This window comes from Altericista sp. CCNU0014 (genome assembly GCF_044923475.1).
Taxonomy (GTDB): Bacteria; Cyanobacteriota; Cyanobacteriia; order Thermosynechococcales; family Thermosynechococcaceae; genus JAAURS01.
This window is the reverse complement of the sequence record NZ_CP137338.1, coordinates 3628850-3646669: the sequence shown is the minus strand read 5'-3', so window position 1 is coordinate 3646669 and position 17820 is coordinate 3628850. Positions and strand designations below refer to the sequence as shown.

The window sequence follows — 17820 nt, the reverse complement described above, 5'->3', positions numbered from 1 at the left end:
GGATCGGTCGGTCAGAGCAGGTATTGGCAAAGTTGCCAAGGTCAACCCATCGATGAATTGCTGGGCTTGTTCTTACGACTGGCTGGACAATTGCGCGATCGCCGTTTTAATGGCCCGCGCGATATAGTCAATGTGCTCGTCGGTATAGGCTTCGTTCCAGGGCAAAACCAGCACCCGCTCTAAGCCCGCAAACGTACCGGGAAATTTCTCCGGGCTGTAATCTACGGCTTCTGGACGGGCTAAGTTAAACGGAAAGCGCGAATTGCCAAAGGTGCGCTGATTTTGAATCACTTCGCACTGAAAGGCGGGTTTTTGGATGTACCTCGGTGCCGAGAAAATGCCAAAGTCTTCCTTAAGGCGTTTGGCCAAACCGATGGCTCCCTCATGGATGAACTGGGCGTCCACGCTCAGGCAATACTTCCAGTAAACGTGAGTGTTGCGAGGATCCTGCCAAGGGGTTTCAATACCAGCAATTCCCTGCAACTGTTCCGTGAGCTTTCGCGCGCTGGCCTGGCGTCTGGCTACAATATCTTTCAGCTTGGAAAGCTGGGCGACTGCCACCGCGCCTTGCAACTCGCACATGCGGTAATTGGGCGCAATAAAGTAATGGTCCGGCTTGGGATCGCCGTATCCAAAAGCCTTATTGACGAACAAAAACATCCGCCGAGCAAAGGCTTCGTCGTTGGTGGTCACAATCCCGCCCTCTCCCGTGGTGATGTGCTTGCCTTGCTGGAGGCTAAAGCAGCCAATCGTCCCGATCCCGCCCATGGCTTGGCCGTTATGGGTCGCTAAAAAGCCTTGAGCGCTGTCTTCAATGACCGGAATGCCTCGCGCGTCGGCAAGGGCCATAATTTCCGCCATCTCGCAGGGGTTGCCAAATAAATGGGTGACGACGATTGCTTTGGTGCGATCGCTGATGCATTTCTCAATGGTTTCTGCTGTCACGTTCCAAGTGCGCGGGTCCACGTCGGCAAACACTGGAATGGCCGTCTGATAAAGAATGGGTGTTAAAGCGCCCATATCGGTAATCGAAGTCGTGATGATTTCATCGCCGGGTTCGGGGTCGATGGCGGCGATCGCCGTATGGACCGCAGCCGATCCCGACGCGCAAGCATAGGCGTATTTGACGCCAATCAGGTCGGCAAAGTCTCGCTCGAGCTGCTTGACAAAAGTCCCCTTGGTACTGGTCAGCGTCCCGCTGCCAATTGCCTGCGCGAGCAGCTGAATCTCTTCCGCTCCGAGGGTGCGACCCGATGTATCTTGGTCGGAAGGCAACGTCAAGCGATAATTTTGAACGACCATCTCAATATCCTTTTTTGTCCGTTGTATATCAATCAAAACTCTTGCCAAATGCCGGATTTAACTCGTGTTTAGATTAAAATTCATCATCTTAATTTTTGTTCGACCGCGAACTGGAATTTTGACGATAAATTGCGCTAGCCAAATAAAATATCTCCTCAAAGTAGCTTTTACTTTGAACGGCTAGAATGCCCAAACTAAACAGCTGAATCGACAGCATTAACGTCATCCCTCCGATCGCGAATGCATGGGGTGCCTGCTGAAAGGCCTCGGCTACAGCCACCGTCGGGTCGGGATAAGGAGTGGATTGAGCCAGGATTTGATAATTCGTCCAGCAGTGAATCAGAACCCATGCGTTGGCATAAAGCGACAGTAAAAATAAAACAAGGCTGGGCAGAATGAAAAACATGACGGGTCGAAAGATAAACCCGTAGAAAAGAATGGCCCAAGTATGGCGAAATATTTTCATGCTTGAGGCCCGGCTTTTTGACTTTCGCGGCCTTCTCTGGATGGACTCTAGGCGTTCGGCAGACCAGTCTAGATGGGCGGGAACTTCTTCGATACGCGCACCCAGAAGCTGTGCTTTATGAATGATTTCTGGGTTGATATCCATCCCGTTGGCCTTTAAATTGAGGCCCTTTAAAAAATTTCCTTCATAGACGCGCACCATTCCGGTAAACGTACAGAGACTGTGCTTGGCAGTTGTGGCAAGGAAGCGATTCGCCCAAACGCTCAGTTCTTTTCTGAGGTACGGAACGTTTGAAACTTGTCCCCCTTCCATATAAGGAGATGCCACTACGATTTGGGCTTGAGTTTCTACAATTTTTTCGAGCAAAATCTCAATGTGGTATGGAGCGTAACTCAGATCTACATCCAATGTAATAATGTAGTCCCCTTGGGCGTATGCGAACCCTGACTTTAAAGCTTGTCCCAAACCCAGGTTGCAGGGATGGTGAACGATTAAAACGTTAGACTTATGTCGGGAGAACTGAGTCGCAATAGCTCCTGTATTGTCGCTGCTGCCATCATTGACAATTACAAACTCCCAGCAGAAAGACCGATTCTCTTGCAGCGTGTATTGCTCGATCCGATCTAGGTTTTCTTGTAAAATATTGCCTTCGTTGTAAGCAGGAATGACTAGAGAAACCAGTAGAGGTAATCTCTCCTTCTCCTGCCTGTCTTCGTAGGAAGCATCTGAGGTCTTTAGAAGATGCGCAGGGTATGCGGGACGTGGCTTCTGAAAGTTTTCTAACGACTTCATCGCTGACAAAGGTTCCTACCCCGGTGGGATTGAAGATATTTTTTTCTATTAAATAAAAACTCACTGACCTGACAGTGCAGTTCGTGCCAGGAATTTACCGATCTAATAGACCATATCTATAGAGAGCATATCTGAGCAGGTTTCGATATCGGATGAGTTCAGGCATATCACTTAATCTACCCAAACTCATCGATCGTCTTAACAGATAGGGGCAATATTACCGGGAATAAATAAGAATGTTGATACAGCCAAGCCCAATCCGTCAACCTTACTTTGGACGGGTTTGACTTCCTATCTTTTTTGTAACAAAAGAAAAATGTATATTTTCAGATCGTCGCGATCGGGAAAGTTTCGGTTGTTTCAATCTATCGCGTGGCGCGTCCGATGGTCTATGGCAGAAGACGATCGGTTTTGGAGCGGCTGTCGTCTTGTCGCGGCTGGGCGATCGCGTCCTTGAGTGCTGTCTCAAAGTCGCGAGTCGCGTTTTCCCAACTTTGCTGAGAGGCTGTCTGATACGCCTTTTCCGAAAGCTGTTGCCATTCCTTGACATCAAGGGTACAAATACGGCGAATCGCTTCAGCCATCAGTGCGGGATCGTTCCCGTCCAGTAAAAGGCCGCCGCCATTGCTCAACAGTTCTGGTGCCGCACCAGTGGGTGCGGCAATGACTGGAGTGCGGCAGGCCATTGCTTCTAAAATGGGCAAACCAAACCCCTCCGTCCGACTGCTAAAGAGCCATGCGTCGCACTGGGCGTAAATATGTTTCAGTTGTTCCTGGGCAGGTCGAAAAAAATATTGGGCATTTTCCGGCAGCGGCAGTTCGGCAGCGATCTGTTCCGTCCCAAAGGCCACCAATCGCAATTGCGGGAGATCCTGAAGGGCGCGCTGAAATGCCTGTAATGCTATATCTATTCCCTTCCAAGGCGTTGCGGTATAGACAACACCAACAGTTGGGACGGGTGCTTTGCTGCGAGGCGAACTGTAAAATCGCGTTAAGTCAACCCCATTCGGAACTAAAGCGACCTGCTGCGCCTGATAGCGATCGCGCAGAATATCGACCAACCATTGCGCCACGGCGATTCGATAAAACGGCAGGCGATACGTCGCCTCAACGCGACGTTTGGGTAGATACTCGAATACCTCGTGATGCTGGATGAAATAAACCTTTGCTCCTTTTGCAGCGGATAGTGGTGCAATCCACTCGGCAGTTTCCCACCAAGTGGCGACGACAACATCGGCATCCGGCAGGTCGCTATCGCGCAGCGGACGGTACCGATCTAAGCAGCGGCAGTCTACGCCAATCGAGTCGAAGTAAGAACCTTCAGCTTTAGGAGGAACGGACTGGGGTTGGAGGAATGCTTTCAACCGCTGTCGCAGCTTCGGACGCGGCAGCGGAGCGGAGACGACTGTAACGCAATGTCCCCGCTGCTGAAGCCGCTGAGCGTAAACGGCCACCACTCGCACGCCGCCCGCAAAACTGTCGTGGGGAATTACAAATGTAACGTTCACGCTGCAATGACTCCACGACAATGAAAAGAAAAGCTGGAATGGAGCATGGGCCGACTCGCAAGGGAGAAAGGCCCTCGACCCCAAATTTTTAGGCCGCAAAGGTTAGCCGGATCGGGGCTGGCCGAGCGTTGGCGGATTAAAACTCGATCGTTTGAAGATGGCGATCGAACGCTGTTTCATGCCCAGCCAAGAGAAGTAAGGGATCCGCTCTAGAACTTCATAGCCAGCTCGAGGTTCGACACTGGCGATCGCATACTGATCGTCTAGCGCCCACGGACTGCCGCCCCGTTTGCCGACATCCCACCAGCTTCGCGTATTGTAGCGCTGCATGTAGGCTTCGCTGTTAAACCAGCCGTTGAATGTGTCAATCCCCGCTACCGCTTGGGACGATACCCGATACTTCGTCTCGAGGCGATGGTGGGCGATCCATGCGGTCTGGTTCCAGGCCAAGTATTCTTGAAGGCTGCCGACGCTAAATAAAGCGATCGCCAGCGCGCTAATCGCCATCGGTTTAAAGGACACTTTTGCTTCGACCTGCATCAGATCTCGCCCCAGTAGCAAGATAAATGGAACCAGGGGAACCAGCAGGTACCGATCTACCATGACGGCTCGAAAGGGATTATAGGTAGCGGCAAGGGACAACAACGCCCAGACCAGCAAAAATAAATCTTGATTTTGCCGTTCGAGGGATTGGGTCTGTTCCGAATCTTGCTGCTGTCGATACCGATTCACCACCGAGACAAACAGCAACCCTGCCACGCACAAAGCCGCCAACGTAATCGGCCACCACCACTCGCGGATCTGAACGGTGGGCTGGAACTGCGGATCGGGAAGTTGGAGGGGCCCCAAGCCAAGGTCTAAAAGCGATTTATAAAGGGTCAATGGCATGCGGTACGGATATCGGCGGAGCCACAGGGCTTCGCGCCCAAAGGCTAGCTTCGCAATCCAATAGAGCAGTTGGGGCAGCCAAAATACAAACAGCGAAACCCCGCAAAATCCAATCCAGAGCGTTCGCTGCCTGGGAGTCCAGCACTCTTGCTTTTGAACGATTTGAATCAGCCGACCGACCCCCAAGGGGAGAGCAAACAAGCCCACATAGCACAGTGCAAGTGGGATGTGGCGCGCGCTATCGAGGAGGGGACCGGCCAAGGACTGACTGGTTTCTAGCAGTGGGGTATCTGAAGCCAAAGCATCGCCCCAAACGACGTAGATGCCAGCTACCGCAATCCAAGGCAGGAGCAAGGCCGCGATCGTGGATTTAGAGGGCGCGTAGCGCTTGCGCCAAACGAGCAGGGCGATCGCGATGGCAAAGGCAACGGGGAGCAGAATGCCAAATTGTCTGACGAGAAAGGCTAAGGCCGCAGCAATGCTTCCCCAAGCCACCCACTGAGGTTTCGGTTGGCGGAGGGCCTTCAAAAAGCACAACCCAGAGAGGTTTGACAGGGCCAAAAACGGTACGTCCGACATAAAACTATAGGAAAGCTGCAGCACCAAGGGGCTGGTCGCCACGACCGCTCCGCACAGGAGTGCTAGATTTCGAGAAAATCCCAGAACGATGCCGCTTTTAGCCACGGCCCAAGCATTCGCAAAAGCCAACACCAGGGTTGAAACCCGCAGGATGGTGAAGCTAAAGCCAAAAATTTTGCAAAAGAGCGCCCCCCAATAACTTTGGGCAACAAGGGTCGCATTAATGTATGGATGCGCTCGATACTGACCCGTCTCTAACAAATGCTGGACGGTTTTGGTATAGATCCAGTCGTCGTTGAGGGGGAATTCGCCGACAGGAGAGATCGTCAAGACGAGGATGACAAACAGTATTCCAAGGGGCAATGCAATAGATCGATAGACCGCATAGTGCCCTAGACGCTTCAACTGAATGGAGAGGGTTTCTATCACGAGCTAGCCCTTAGTTGTCAAACGTGCGGCGGTTTGATAAAACGTCAATGCCGTAGTGCCATAGTTGCGCGTCTGAGTGGCGATTAACGTTCCAGACAGGCTTGGCAGTCCTCTGGATTTACGATGCTCCACCGCCAATACGCCCGCAGGACTGAGTAAGTCGTAGGTCGCAATCGCGGCGATCGCCGCTTCGTAGAAATCGCAGCCGTAGGGGGGATCGAAATAAATCCGGTCGAATTGCCGACCGACCAATTGCCCTAACCCGCGCAGGACATCCACCTGCAAAATCTGCACCTGCTGCTCGGGACGGGCTAGTTTCCGCCAGTTTTGCTGGATCGCAGCACAGGCCCGTCCGGCCTGCTCGATCCCCACGACAATCGACGCTCCGCGACGAAGCGCTTCAGCCCCCATCGCACCCGTGCCAGCGCACAGGTCCAGCCAGCGGCAATCGGCAATTTCAAACTGCCAGATATTGAAGACAGCCTCGCGCACGCGGGATGTCGTGGGCCGAGTGTCCGGCCCTGCAACGCTTTGGATGGTCTGCTTGCCTCGAGGTCTCACTGGTCTAACCCGCTAAACAGCGCCTACGAGCTGCTGCTGCTGCACCATCGCGACAAAATTGGCCAAAATTTGGAGACCCGCATCGGAAGACTTTTCTGGATGGAACTGAACCGCCATGACGTTATCTCGGGCGATCGCTGCCGTCACGGTCTGGCTCCCGTGGGTCGCGGTCGCTGCGGTCAAGGTCGGGTCCGTGGGGACCACGTAGTAAGAATGGACGAAGTAGACCCACGGATTAGCCGGAAGAGAGTTCCACAGCGCTAGATTCGGCTGGGTGAAGTCCAATTGGTTCCAGCCCATGTGGGGAATGGTGAGGTTCGGTTCGGATCGGAACCGCTCGATCGTGCCGGGGAAAATGCCCAGCCCCGGCTCTTGGCCTTCGTCGCTTCTCTCAAACAAAATTTGCAGCCCAAGGCAGATTCCTAAAAAAGGCTTTCCGCTCGCAACGATCTCCTGGATGATGGGAACTAAACCGCGTTCTTGAAGATGCTGCATGGCCGGGTCGAAAGACCCTACGCCGGGTAGAACGACTGCATCGGCAGCGCGCAAGTCGGCGGCTCGATCGGTTACGGAGGTTTTAGCGCCTGCTGTCTCTAGCCCTTTACAGGCCGAGTGGAGATTCCCCATGTCGTAGTCGATGACGGCAATATTAGCCACTGAGTGTCTCCTTTGCGCCCGAGGTCGTAGGTTGCTTCTCTAGCTTATCTGAGCGGAGGTCGATCTTCGCAAAAGCGGAGGTTGGCGGTTGCCCTGCGTTCAATATTTGCGGGTGCGGACTTCATTGCTAAAGGCCTGCACCGCATCGGTGACGGTTTGGCGGAGGTTGGCGTAGGAACGGGCAAATTTGGGTTGCCAGTCGGAGAGTCCCAGTAAATCGGCGGTCACTAAAACCTGTCCGTCGCAGTCCGACCCCGCTCCAATGCCAATGGTAGGAATGCCGAGCTTGTGAGTAATGGTTGCGGCCAACGCATCTGGAATGTGTTCCAGCACGATCGCAAAGGCACCCGCAGCCTCTAGGGCGATCGCCTCCTCCAGAATCCGCTCTGCATCGCGCTCGTCTTTGCCTTGCTTGCGATAGCCGCCAAACTGATGGACGGATTGCGGCGTCAGCCCCACGTGCCCCATTACCGGAATGCCCCGCTGAGTCAGAAAATGGACCGTTTCTGCCATGGCAGGGTACCCCCCTTCCAACTTGACCGCCTGCGCTCCAGTCTCCTTCAGGACGCGGCCCCCCACGCTGAGGGCCTGTTGCGGGCTTTCTTGATAGCTGAGAAACGGCAAGTCGCACACCAGCAACGCCTTAGAAACCCCGCGAGCAACGGCCTTGGCATGGTGCAACATCTCTTCTAACGTCAGCGGGAGCGTCGTTTCATACCCCAACGCGACCATCGCCAAAGAGTCGCCCACCAAAATGACATCGACCCCAGCCTGGTCTAAAGTTTTTGCCAGCAGGTAATCCCATGCAGTCAGCGCCACAATAGGGCGACCGTCTTGCTTCCACTGCTTGAGATGGTGAATTGTAATAGCCATAATTGCTAAGCCCGCAGGAAAACCCCAAGAGGAAAACCTCCCTCCCCTCAGCTTAGCTCGGAGCCGATCGTTTTTAGAAAGCGGGCAACGCGATTCGAACGCGCGACATTCACCTTGGCAAGGTGACGCTCTACCACTGAGCTATGCCCGCACATTTAGTACTTACCTAGTATCTCGGATGTGGAGAAGCTTGTCAACAGGTGGCCGCTCCGATTCTGAGATGCGATCGCCCCCCCCATTTGAAGGAAGGCAGCATTTTTGCAAAAGCAGCCTTTCTCAAGTCATTGCTTCTAGGTTTCAGCACGTCATACAATAAAGCCCAAAAGAGTCGGCGCGATGACCTATTGCCTTGCAATTTTAACCCAGGCTGGCCTAGTAATGGCCGCCGACTCCCGCACCAATGCTGGAGTAGACCACGTTTCAATCTCGCAGAAGCTGTTTGACTTTTCGATCCCCGGAGAGCGCGTCATCCTCATCTGCACTGCTGGGAATCTGTCCATGACGCAAAATGTATTGATGCTGATGGCGCAGGACTTAAAGCTAGGAGCGGAGAATAACATCAATACCTTGCCCAGCATGTACAAGGTGGTTCAATACATCGGTAACTTAACCCGTCAAGTTTTGGATGAAAATCGAGTTTGGCTAAAAAAAGATGGCATTGATGCGGGGTGCACTTTTTTGGTGGGAGGGCAGATTAAGGGAGAATCCCCCGAACTGTACCTGGTTTACAGCCAAGGCAATTTCCTGCGGGCCACTAAAGAAACCCCCTACCTTCAGGTGGGCGAAATTAAGTACGGAAAGCCCATCCTAGACCGCGTCATTCAATTTCGCACCACAGGCTTGGAAGAAGCTGCAAAATGCGCGCTCCTGTCTCTAGACTCCACCATGAAGTCTAATATTTCCGTCGGGCCGCCCATTAACATCGTCCTGTACGAGGCTGATACGTTGAAAATTCAGTATCGACGCAAACTGCTCAAGGGCGATCCTTACTTGGAAAGCATCCGCAAATCCTGGGAAGATTGCGTCAAGGAATCCTTCAAAAGTTTGCCCACTCTTCACTGGGAAGCACCTACTAGCGACGATCCGTCTGAAGACGAAAACTGGTTGGCGCTGGAAAATGTCTATACGACTTGAGCGCTCCCGTTCGTTTGGCGATCGCTCCAGAAGCGATCGTCTTTCAAAATCCACAAGCCAGCATGGGTGACACCGCTATCGTCGGGCTGAATCAGCAGAAAATGGATACCCTTACTGGGGCCTTTACGACCTTCAAAGCCCTGGCCTGCCTCCCTTACGGCATCGTCTTGATAGGTGGCTAAAATCCATCGTTCTTTTTGAGCTGTCGTTAAAATAATTGCACCTAATTCTAGATTCGCAACCGAAATTTGCTTGGGCTTGCGCTCGGACAGCCAGCGAGACAGTCCTATCGCCTGACGGCCTGCGTTGATGACAATTCCCGGAACGAGGGCGGTAGAGCTGAGATTTTGCTGGCTGGGTAGTGCGATGGCAGCCGCCTCTCGAAAGGGAATGGGACGTTCCCAAAGTCTCCATTCCAGATCTTCGGCGGGGAGGCTGGCAAATTGCCACAGATCCCCCCACAGATGTTCTGGCAGCGGTTGAGGCGGCAATAAGGGTTCTTCTGGTGTCATCACGATCGGTTGCGCGCTAAAGCGTGGGCGCGCTGTCGTTTTGCTTCGTACAGCAGGACTGCAGTGGCGATCGCCGCATTCAGCGATTCCACCCCGGCACTCGTCGGAATCGAAACCCGTACGTCCGAGACCTGAAGGAGCGCCTCCGATAGCCCTGCCCCTTCATTGCCCACCAAAATTAACGTGGGTTGAGTATAGTCTACGGACCAATATTCGATCGTCGCGCGCGGCGTGGTGGCGATCGCCTGAAATCCTTGAGATTGGTAGTATTTTACCTGTTCCAGAACATTGGCGCATTGAGCCGCAGCCACCTTAAACCAAGCCCCCGCCGAAGCGCGCAATACCTTAGGGCTTTCGAGATCGGCAGAATCTTCGCTCAAGAGAACCCCCTCCACCCCTGCGGCGGCTGCCGTTCGCAGCAAAGTGCCCACATTCCCCGGATCTTGAAGGGTTTCGAGCACCAGTCCTAAACGTCGGATCGTGACAGGCCTTTGCGAGGCTAACTGAGCCACGGCAACGACGCCATCTGGATTGAGGGTAGTGGCGATCGCCGCCAGTACCTCAGCGCTTGCCAATTCGCAGCGAGGTACCGTGCCCTGCAAATCGGACAAAAGCTGCGGGTTTTTATCCTGCCAGCGTTCCGTATAGAAAAGCGTTACCAGGGGCCAGCGCGCCAACGCCGCCTCCTGGAGCAAATGGGTTCCCTCCAGCAAAAAGCAGCCCTGCAAACGCCGATGCTTCGAGCTGCGAAGCTTTCGAACTTGCTTGACCAGAGGATTTTGGAGGCTGGTTAACATACAACCATAGATGCGGAACCCGGGACTTGAACCCGGAAGCCTTGCGGCACATGAACCTGAATCATGCGCGTCTACCAATTCCGCCAGTTCCGCGCGGACAAACAGCGTATTGCTGCGATTCACTATCATTCACTATTGCAGGGGTATTCGTCAACTCCCTCCACGCTGTTTGTGAAGATTTTAGAGGATCTCTATGAAAAATTGACCGTAGTTGCGGCGGCGCGACGACTTGAAGCGCTATAGCAGATTAGCTTGCTGAAGCTGGCAGGGAGAACATAGCCCAAAAAATTCGAGGGTATGATAATAAATTTCAAAGTGAGCCGATTGCCGCAGGTGCTTCTCCAATGCATGTACGGGACAATCCGCCTCGCTGATGGCAAGGGACACGCCGCATTGCAGGCAGGTGAGGTGATGGCGGTCTTCCTTAGCTTGGCTGTAGAGCGTTTCTCCATTCCCCACAACCCGTGCCTGAATGGCCCCCAACAGCTTGAGGGCATCTAGGGCGCGATAGACCGTTGCCAACCCCAGCGGCGCGTCGGCTTGACGGAGTTCGACGTAAAGCTCTTGGGCAGAAATCTCTCGGTTTAACTGTTTGATAAATCGCAGCACTGTATCTTGACTGCGGGTTCGGCGCGCTTTCATAGGGCAGGGTAATACTGTCCCCACATCTTATCCAAAATCCGAGATCCGCTGGCTCAAATTTGGGCGGACTCCAGACTCGCGGCGGACTCTTGGTGCGCAGCTATCGCCCTCCGCAGAGCGACCTCAGACTATTTGCCCAAGAGCAAGACTAGTCCCGTGCCCGCCATGTAAAGCAGCAAAACCGCTCCCCCCAGCAGACTTTGCGTCAGCGGATCGGTGGAGGGGGTTAATACGGCTCCCAACACCACCGCCCCCAACAAAACCGCCCGCCAAGCCGACAGCATTTGTTTGCCAGAGACAATGCCAATCAGCCCTAGCAGAATCTGAATGACAGGAATTTGAAACGCAAGCCCCGTGCTGAACAACAACAGCAGGACAAATTCAAAATAGCGATCGATGGACCAAAGCTGCTCGACAACATCGCCGCCGTACTGGATGAAGAAGTTCAGTGCTGCCGGAATCAGCGCGACGTAAGCAAACCCCAATCCCAAAACAAACAAAATGGAAGAGCCAAAGACAATGGGACCCAAAAAGCGCCGCTCTTTACGGGTCAATCCCGGCAAAACAAACTGGATCACCTGATACAAAATGAACGGGCTGGCAACCAGTAGGCCGCTGTACCCAGCCACCTTAATAGAAACGAAAAAATACTCTCCCGGTGCGAGCTGCAAAAATTTAGCGCCTTGGGCTGGCTTTTCTAAGACGCTGACGATTAAGTTTACTTTCCAAAAGCACAGTACTATACCGCCCAAAGAGGCGAGCAACCCATAGAAAATCCGCTGGCGCAGTTCTTCGAGATGGTCGAACAATGACATCTCCACATCATCGACCAAATCGTCCGGGTCAATGGGTGGCGGTGCAATCTCTGCCTCTTCGGTGCTAAAAGGGGCGAGGTCGGTGTCTCCAACCGAAGACGCGGGTAATTCAGAAGAAGAGGTCATGGGTTCTATCGGATGGCACTACATTTGATTATAAATTTCGTAACTGTCGCCGCTGGCGTTCCGTACTCTACTATCCGTCCATTACACTATAAAAGTGAATGGCTTAGAACAGTGCGACCCCGTTCTAGACAGCTTGAAGGTTCGACGTATTTTCAGCGGTTTCGAGAAGGAACATTAACGCCGTGATGAAGGCATCTCCAAAAACAACCCACTTCAGACATTGGCTGGAGGGCGATTTGCTGATGCTGGCAAAGCTTTCGGTTTGGGCGGAGATTTTGACGGCATTGGCGCGACGCTCTACGCGCGGCCATCGCGGGTCTCGTTATCCAAATGTCGTTCTTCCGGTGGCGGTTCTGTCCGGCGCGATCGCTCTCTGGTGCTGGAATGCGTCTCTCCTGCTAGCCCTTGCAGCAGGTGGCGGCAGCAGTATACTAGTCTACCGCATGGCCCAGCGACAATTTTTAACGCGCCAGCTCGAGCAGTGGCTCAGGAGCCCCAATGCCCCGATCGTCCTCAGCATCGGCGGCGGCATTGGGATGTTGGCGCTCTCCTATGGCGCGTTAGCCGTCTGGCAAGATCTCGACAGCCCTTGGCTGGCAATGATGCTTTTAACCCAGGAGATGGGCTTTTTGGGGGTGCTAGGTCTGGCGGTTTGGCTGATGTCAGCGCGTCAAAATAAACCGCCCCACTCCTTTGACCGATGCGTGGCGGGATTGCTCCATCGAGACGAGCTGCGACGGTTGATGGCGGTGCGTCAGTTGGCCGCTTTGACGGCACGGGGCCAGATCAGTGCTTTAGAGCGATCGCACGCTTTAGACTACCTCCATTTGTTGGCCTGTCGAGAAACGAGTCCCCTGGTAGGCAAAGCAATCCAAGAAAGCTTGGCGCTGCTCGCTCCTCCGTCCAGGCAGCAATCGAGCGAACGCGCGACGATGTCTGCCCGACGCATTAAGCCATCGCTAGCGGTGACTGTCCGCCAAGAAGCAATGGCAGATGCGGGTTGAAGTTTAGACTTTATTAGATCGGCCTCGAAGCCGCTTCTGGATCGCGGCATCGTAATCTTTTTGAAGCGATGGATACTTTTGGACGATCTGCTGAATCCGATCGGTGACGCGTTCGAGGTCGGCCTGTAGTTCTCGCTCGACGTGAGGCGCGGGCTCTCGGTGCGCGGCGATCGCCTCTAAAAAGGCTTGCAGGTGTAAAGTATGGTCCTGAGGAAGTTGAGACTGGAGTGGAAATTGGCCCGTTACCGTAAAGCCAGCCCAGTAAAATGGATGAGCGAAAGGATAGGGAGTTGCGTTGCCGTTGTGGGTGGGGGCAATACTGTCTCTGAGCCAGGTCAACAGCTCGTCGTCTAGGCCTCTGCGGGAGAGCATTGCTGATTTAGATTGGCACCACTTCCTTAAATCGTCCGGGGTTGCGGTCCGGAGCCACCGCTGTGCTTTAGCAAGAGCCATCGTGGGTGTAAATGACTGCTTCAACCATCGATGAAACTCTACCATCAGAATGGTTCTGGGTAGCTCGTCCACCACCCACAGGGTACTCATAACGTGTCCCGCTCCGGCAGCAAGAAAACCGCTGGCAGTTGGAACGAACTCTCGAACGATCCCCCGGCCATCCAGCTTTCTAGCCTCGCAATTCGGCAGGCAAACCACGGCATAGCCGTTCAAATCCAATTCCGCAAGTCGTTCTTGGGTCAGCATCTCGGAATCGGATAGCGCTAGCACGGGCTGTGCGGCATCTTGAGGAGATTGGCAGCGTCCTGAAATGTGGAGGCAGTCGGACATGAGCGTTAATGCTGCCACCAGCCTAGATTGAGTCGTTTCAGCACCCGAGAGGGTCAGCGATTTAACCTGACCGTAGCAGCGGGTCAGTAAAATGGTAGTTGCAGTTGACAGATTTTCAATAGAGGGACCGCTGGCGCCATCGATGTCAGGATCGGAGGCCTCAATATTGAGCAACCGCTGAATTGGCACCAAAGCGCGCGGTTGAAGGTATAACCATTGAGCGCAAGGGAGATAGGCTACCTGTAGCTTCTCGGGGAAGAGGGCGTGGAGGGGCAGCAAATGGAGCGCCCGATGGGGAATGAGAACGACCCGATCGATGCCCTGAAGGTAGGTTCGACCGAGCAGGTCGATTTCGAGAATTGCAGAGAGCTGTTCCAGGCTGTGCGGCATGGTTTGTCGCCAGAGCGACGCGGCAGCCGTCTCTGGCGACAGCATGCGGGATTGCTCGTAATTTTGCTGCCACTGCTGCATCCATGCTTCAAATCGCTGACCTTGATGAAGGGAGGACGCTACCTGGAGCGGACAGTCTTGCCTCAGGATAAAAGCATTGAGGTTGGCAGGGCTGAGATGCCAGTAAATCGCTGCGGTACGGGGACCCAAGCGCGATTGAATTTTGGGATAGTCGATCTGCGGCGTTAAGGACGACCAGTTGAAGACCCGATTGAGATCGCGGTTTTTGCACGCTTCGGCCAGTTCTAGGGCCTGTACCGGGTCGTCCGGTACCAGCAAATCGACCTGAAGCTGCTCAAACCCAGCCTGTTTGGCATCGAATGCAGTGAATTGACCGGGTTCGAGATCTGAATTTTGCAGCAGGCGCTCTAGTTTTTCGATACCCTGCTGGATTAAGGGTGCCGCAGCAGAGAAATCGTTCTGCCGACAAAACGCGGTCGATAGCGCGAGTAAGATCTCTAGATGCTCTTCAGGAAATGTTTCAAAGGGATAGTCCTCTAAGGTCCTGGGTTGGATAGCCGGTTCGGCTTGAGGGATGTGGGGAATCGTGGCTTTGGGTTGGAGTAAGGCTTGCTGGGCCAAATCGCGGTTCTGCTGGGCCTCTAGAAAGTCCGGTTTGAGGGCGATCGCGCTATCGTAACTGGCGATCGCTTCTTCCAAGCGCCCCAGGGCGTTGAGCGCGTTGGCGCGATTGTTCCAGGCTTCGGGATAGCTGGGATTCAGGTCTAACGCCCGGTCGAACTCGGCGATCGCCGCCTCATAACGACCCAGATGGTACAGGGCATACCCGCGGTTATTCCAGGCCGGGTAACAGTCTGGCTTGGAAGCAATGGCATTATCGTAGCTGGCGATCGCCGCTTCGTACCGCTCTAACCGATGCAGCGAATACCCCCGATTATTCCAGGCTTGATAGTCCGAGGGCTGGAGTTCCACAACCCGGTCGTAGCTGGCGATCGCATCTTCAAAGCAACCCAAGGCTGCTGCCATGTTGCCGCGCCCAAACCACGCTTGCGCGTCTTCAGGCCGAAGGGCGAGGGCGCGATCGTAGCTGACGATCGCCTCTTCAAAACTCCCTTCGTCGCAGAGCGCGTGGCCGCGCTGCAGCCAATAATCCGCGCTGGATTCCTGCAAGGAAAGAGCGGCAGAGACGGCATCGCCAGGTTCCGAGTCGGGGGGTTCCAAGCTCAATCCAGGGGTAGAGTAAAGCCGTTGGGCGTTGTTATTGGCGGCGATCGCGGCACCGTAGCAGCCCAGCTTTTCTAACACGGAACCGTACTGAAGCCACCCTTCTGGCAAGTTAGGATTTAGAATCAGCGCTTGGCGGAAGCAGTTCAGTGCTTCGGCATATTCAAAATGCCGAAGGTGGAGCAATCCGCTGTCCATCCATGCAGTGATATCTCGTGGGTCTGGTTCGAGCATTCGGCCAAAGACTCTCTTTAGGAATCATTTTGTCCGATAAAGGAGCCAAAAAAAGGTTTGATTGACTTCAATCGGAGTAAAACTACTGTATGCCATGGCAGTTCGTCTTCCAAATTTATTCCGAACGGCTCGACGCTTCTTTACGTTTATTTGCCGTCAGCCAGACTAAGCCTTCGTCTTTTTCTTTTGCTTTTTTGCCGCCTCTTTTTCCTGTTGCTTCGCGCGTTTTTCAGCCTCTTTGGCCGTCTTCGCGGCTGCCAATTTCCCGAGCTTCACCTGCTCCTTTTCCTCTGCTAGCTTTTCTAAATAGTAATGGTAGTCCCCCCGATACAACCGCAGTTCCCCATCCCGTACCTCGACGATCTTGTTAGCAACCTGCTCTAAAAAAAAGCGATCGTGAGAAACGATAATGGCGCTGCCTTCATAGTTCTGCAATGCTTCTTCCAGCATTTCTTTGGCCGGGATATCTAAGTGATTGGTCGGCTCGTCTAGGATCAGCAGGTTGACGGGGCGCAGCAGCATCTTTGCCAAGGCCAGCCGCGCTTTTTCGCCTCCACTGAGGGATTCGACCCGCTTGAAGGCCGTGTCGCCGCTAAACAAGAAGCGACCCAGTAGGGTCCGAACTTCTTCGTTCGACCACTTGGGGACTTCATCGTGGATGGTTTCTACGACGGTTTTGTCGAGGTCGAGGGCTTCGGCTTGGTTTTGCTCGAAGTAGCCCATGATGACGTTGTGCTCGCCCAGCTTGACGGTGCCTTCGTCGGGCTTCTCGAGTCCCACCATCATGTGCAGGAGGGTGGATTTACCCGCCCCGTTCGGCCCGAGGATGGCAATGCGATCGCCCCGCTCGATCAGCAAATTGGCATCCAAAAACAAAATCTTGTCGCCGTAGCTTTTGACCAAATTTTCGATAATTACCGTCTCCCGACCGCTGCGGGGCGCGTCGGGAAACCGAAACCGCAAGCTCCGCACGCTGCCCGTCGGCGCTTCAATTCGCTCGATTTTGTCGAGCTGTTTTTCGCGGCTTTTGGCCTGGGTGCTGCGGGTGGCGCTGGCCCGGAACCGATCCACAAAGGTCTGCTGCTTCTCGATTTCTTTTTGCTGGCGCTCGAATGCGCTCATCTGAGCTACCTGCATTTCTTCCTTTTGCAACAGGTAGGCCGAATAATTGCCCAGGTAGGTCGTGGAAACGCCCCGCTCTGTTTCTACGATCTGATTGCAGAGCCGATCCAAAAAGGCGCGGTCGTGGGACACCACGACCATCGGCGTCGTCAGCCCTCTCAGGTAATTTTCCAGCCACTCGATGGTTTCTAGGTCCAAGTGGTTGGTCGGCTCGTCCAGGAGCAGCAGGTCTGGGGTTTGCAGTAAAATCTTGCCCAAACTCATCCGCATTTGCCAACCGCCGCTGAAGGCGCTGACGAGGCGATCGCCATCTTCCGAGGTAAAGCCCATCTCTGGCAAAATCTTTTCAATCTGGGAATCCAAGCCATAGCCATCCAGCGCCTCGTACTTGCGCTGAAGCTTATCCATCTTGTCAATCAAGATATCCAGCGCCGCTGGATCTGCCGTCTCCATTTTACCGTGCACTTCCGTGAGGGCCTGATGCACCGCATTGGCCTCGTGGAAGACCGTCCAAAACTCCTCGCGCACCGTGCGGGTGGGGTCTACCTCAAACTCTTGCGTCAGGTAAGCAATCTTGAGGCTGCTGGGGCGAATCACCTCCCCCGCCGTCGGTTCTATTTCGCCCGCAATAATTTTGAGCTGCGTCGATTTCCCCGCACCGTTGACCCCCACTAGGCCGATGCGATCGCCCGTTTTGACTTCCCAATTAATATCCTTGAGCACTTCCCCCGTGGGATAAATCTTACTGACACGTTCCAGGCGTAGCATGGGAGACTCCAATCGGTCGCTTACAAAATTTTAGGCAGCAGCTCAATACCAACGCCCGATCGATAACCAAACAGTTCACCATTATAGAACCCTCTGCCCTCAAGTCGTTGACGTTGGGTCAGCCAGATCGACGATAATGCAAAAGGCGTTTGCGGTCGCGACTGCTGTCGATCCGAACCGTCAATGCCCGATG

General features: G+C 54.0%; 16 protein-coding genes and 2 tRNA genes. 3 read left to right on the top strand and 15 right to left on the bottom strand.

From position 1 onward, the window contains the following. Positions 1 to 72: 72 nt before the first annotated feature. The 8 genes from R6H26_RS17330 to R6H26_RS17295 form a co-directional block, all read right to left on the bottom strand. Complete coding sequence (locus R6H26_RS17330; protein ID WP_404784102.1) at positions 73 to 1302, bottom strand: DegT/DnrJ/EryC1/StrS family aminotransferase; 1230 nt, start codon at positions 1300 to 1302, stop codon at positions 73 to 75. Between the two features lie 88 nt (positions 1303 to 1390). After that, positions 1391 to 2560, bottom strand: coding sequence for a glycosyltransferase family 2 protein (locus R6H26_RS17325; protein ID WP_404784100.1), 1170 nt, complete (start codon positions 2558 to 2560; stop codon positions 1391 to 1393). 389 nt (positions 2561 to 2949) lie between these two features. Further along, positions 2950 to 4068, bottom strand: coding sequence for a glycosyltransferase family 4 protein (locus tag R6H26_RS17320; RefSeq protein ID WP_404784098.1), 1119 nt, complete (start codon positions 4066 to 4068; stop codon positions 2950 to 2952). A 102-nt stretch (positions 4069 to 4170) separates the two neighbouring features. Next, entirely contained in the window at positions 4171 to 5964 is a 1794-nt protein-coding gene (locus R6H26_RS17315; protein ID WP_404784096.1) for an ArnT family glycosyltransferase, read from the bottom strand. A gap of 3 nt (positions 5965 to 5967) precedes the next feature. Further along, on the bottom strand, positions 5968 to 6525 hold the full coding sequence (gene rsmD / locus R6H26_RS17310) for a 16S rRNA (guanine(966)-N(2))-methyltransferase RsmD (protein ID WP_404784095.1): 558 nt from the start codon (positions 6523 to 6525) through the stop codon (positions 5968 to 5970). 12 nt (positions 6526 to 6537) lie between these two features. Beyond that, complete coding sequence (hisH, locus tag R6H26_RS17305; RefSeq protein WP_404784094.1) at positions 6538 to 7182, bottom strand: imidazole glycerol phosphate synthase subunit HisH; 645 nt, start codon at positions 7180 to 7182, stop codon at positions 6538 to 6540. A gap of 99 nt (positions 7183 to 7281) precedes the next feature. Beyond that, a complete protein-coding gene (gene panB, locus R6H26_RS17300) occupies positions 7282 to 8055 on the bottom strand; it encodes a 3-methyl-2-oxobutanoate hydroxymethyltransferase (RefSeq protein ID WP_404784093.1) in 774 nt (257 codons plus the stop codon). 79 nt (positions 8056 to 8134) lie between these two features. Beyond that, positions 8135 to 8206 (bottom strand) — tRNA-Gly (locus R6H26_RS17295). A 185-nt stretch (positions 8207 to 8391) separates the two neighbouring features. Between R6H26_RS17295 and R6H26_RS17290 the strand changes: the two genes are divergently transcribed. Further along, complete coding sequence (locus R6H26_RS17290; protein WP_404784092.1) at positions 8392 to 9189, top strand: peptidase; 798 nt, start codon at positions 8392 to 8394, stop codon at positions 9187 to 9189. Here R6H26_RS17290 and R6H26_RS17285 read toward each other — a convergent pair. The 3 genes from R6H26_RS17285 to R6H26_RS17275 all read right to left on the bottom strand — a co-directional run bounded on the left by R6H26_RS17285 (position 9177) and on the right by R6H26_RS17275 (position 10591). Beyond that, positions 9177 to 9701, bottom strand: coding sequence for a Tab2 family RNA-binding protein (locus R6H26_RS17285; RefSeq protein ID WP_404784090.1), 525 nt, complete (start codon positions 9699 to 9701; stop codon positions 9177 to 9179). The genes R6H26_RS17290 and R6H26_RS17285 overlap by 13 nt on opposite strands. After that, positions 9701 to 10498, bottom strand: a complete 798-nt coding sequence (locus R6H26_RS17280) for a TrmH family RNA methyltransferase (protein WP_404784088.1) — start codon at positions 10496 to 10498, stop codon at positions 9701 to 9703. Before R6H26_RS17280 ends, R6H26_RS17285 begins: the two co-directional genes overlap by 1 nt. Positions 10499 to 10509: 11 nt before the next feature. Next, positions 10510 to 10591 (bottom strand) — tRNA-Leu (locus R6H26_RS17275). On the opposite strand from R6H26_RS17275, the gene R6H26_RS17270 reads away from it, so the two are divergent. Then, the gene (locus tag R6H26_RS17270) at positions 10562 to 10741 is read left to right on the top strand and encodes a hypothetical protein (protein ID WP_404784086.1); all 180 of its coding nucleotides are present in this window, start codon (positions 10562 to 10564) and stop codon (positions 10739 to 10741) included. The genes R6H26_RS17275 and R6H26_RS17270 overlap by 30 nt on opposite strands. Here the strand turns inward: R6H26_RS17270 and R6H26_RS17265 are convergent. Both R6H26_RS17265 and tatC read right to left on the bottom strand, forming a co-directional pair. Next, positions 10736 to 11140: a Fur family transcriptional regulator gene (locus R6H26_RS17265; protein ID WP_404784084.1), complete on the bottom strand. Its 405-nt coding sequence runs from the start codon at positions 11138 to 11140 to the stop codon at positions 10736 to 10738. The two genes, R6H26_RS17270 and R6H26_RS17265, sit on opposite strands and share 6 nt — an antisense overlap. Positions 11141 to 11268: 128 nt before the next feature. Then, positions 11269 to 11955, bottom strand: a complete 687-nt coding sequence (gene tatC / locus R6H26_RS17260; RefSeq protein ID WP_404791359.1) for a twin-arginine translocase subunit TatC — start codon at positions 11953 to 11955, stop codon at positions 11269 to 11271. A 308-nt stretch (positions 11956 to 12263) separates the two neighbouring features. On the opposite strand from tatC, the gene R6H26_RS17255 reads away from it, so the two are divergent. Continuing rightward, the gene (locus tag R6H26_RS17255) at positions 12264 to 13085 is read left to right on the top strand and encodes a hypothetical protein (RefSeq protein WP_404784082.1); all 822 of its coding nucleotides are present in this window, start codon (positions 12264 to 12266) and stop codon (positions 13083 to 13085) included. A 3-nt stretch (positions 13086 to 13088) separates the two neighbouring features. On the opposite strand, the gene R6H26_RS17250 is transcribed toward R6H26_RS17255, so the two are convergent. Beyond that, the gene (locus R6H26_RS17250; RefSeq protein WP_404784081.1) at positions 13089 to 15737 is read right to left on the bottom strand and encodes a tetratricopeptide repeat protein; all 2649 of its coding nucleotides are present in this window, start codon (positions 15735 to 15737) and stop codon (positions 13089 to 13091) included. A 165-nt stretch (positions 15738 to 15902) separates the two neighbouring features. Then, positions 15903 to 17627: a ribosomal protection-like ABC-F family protein gene (abc-f, locus tag R6H26_RS17245; RefSeq protein ID WP_404784079.1), complete on the bottom strand. Its 1725-nt coding sequence runs from the start codon at positions 17625 to 17627 to the stop codon at positions 15903 to 15905. Between the last annotated feature and the right edge of the window lie 193 nt (positions 17628 to 17820).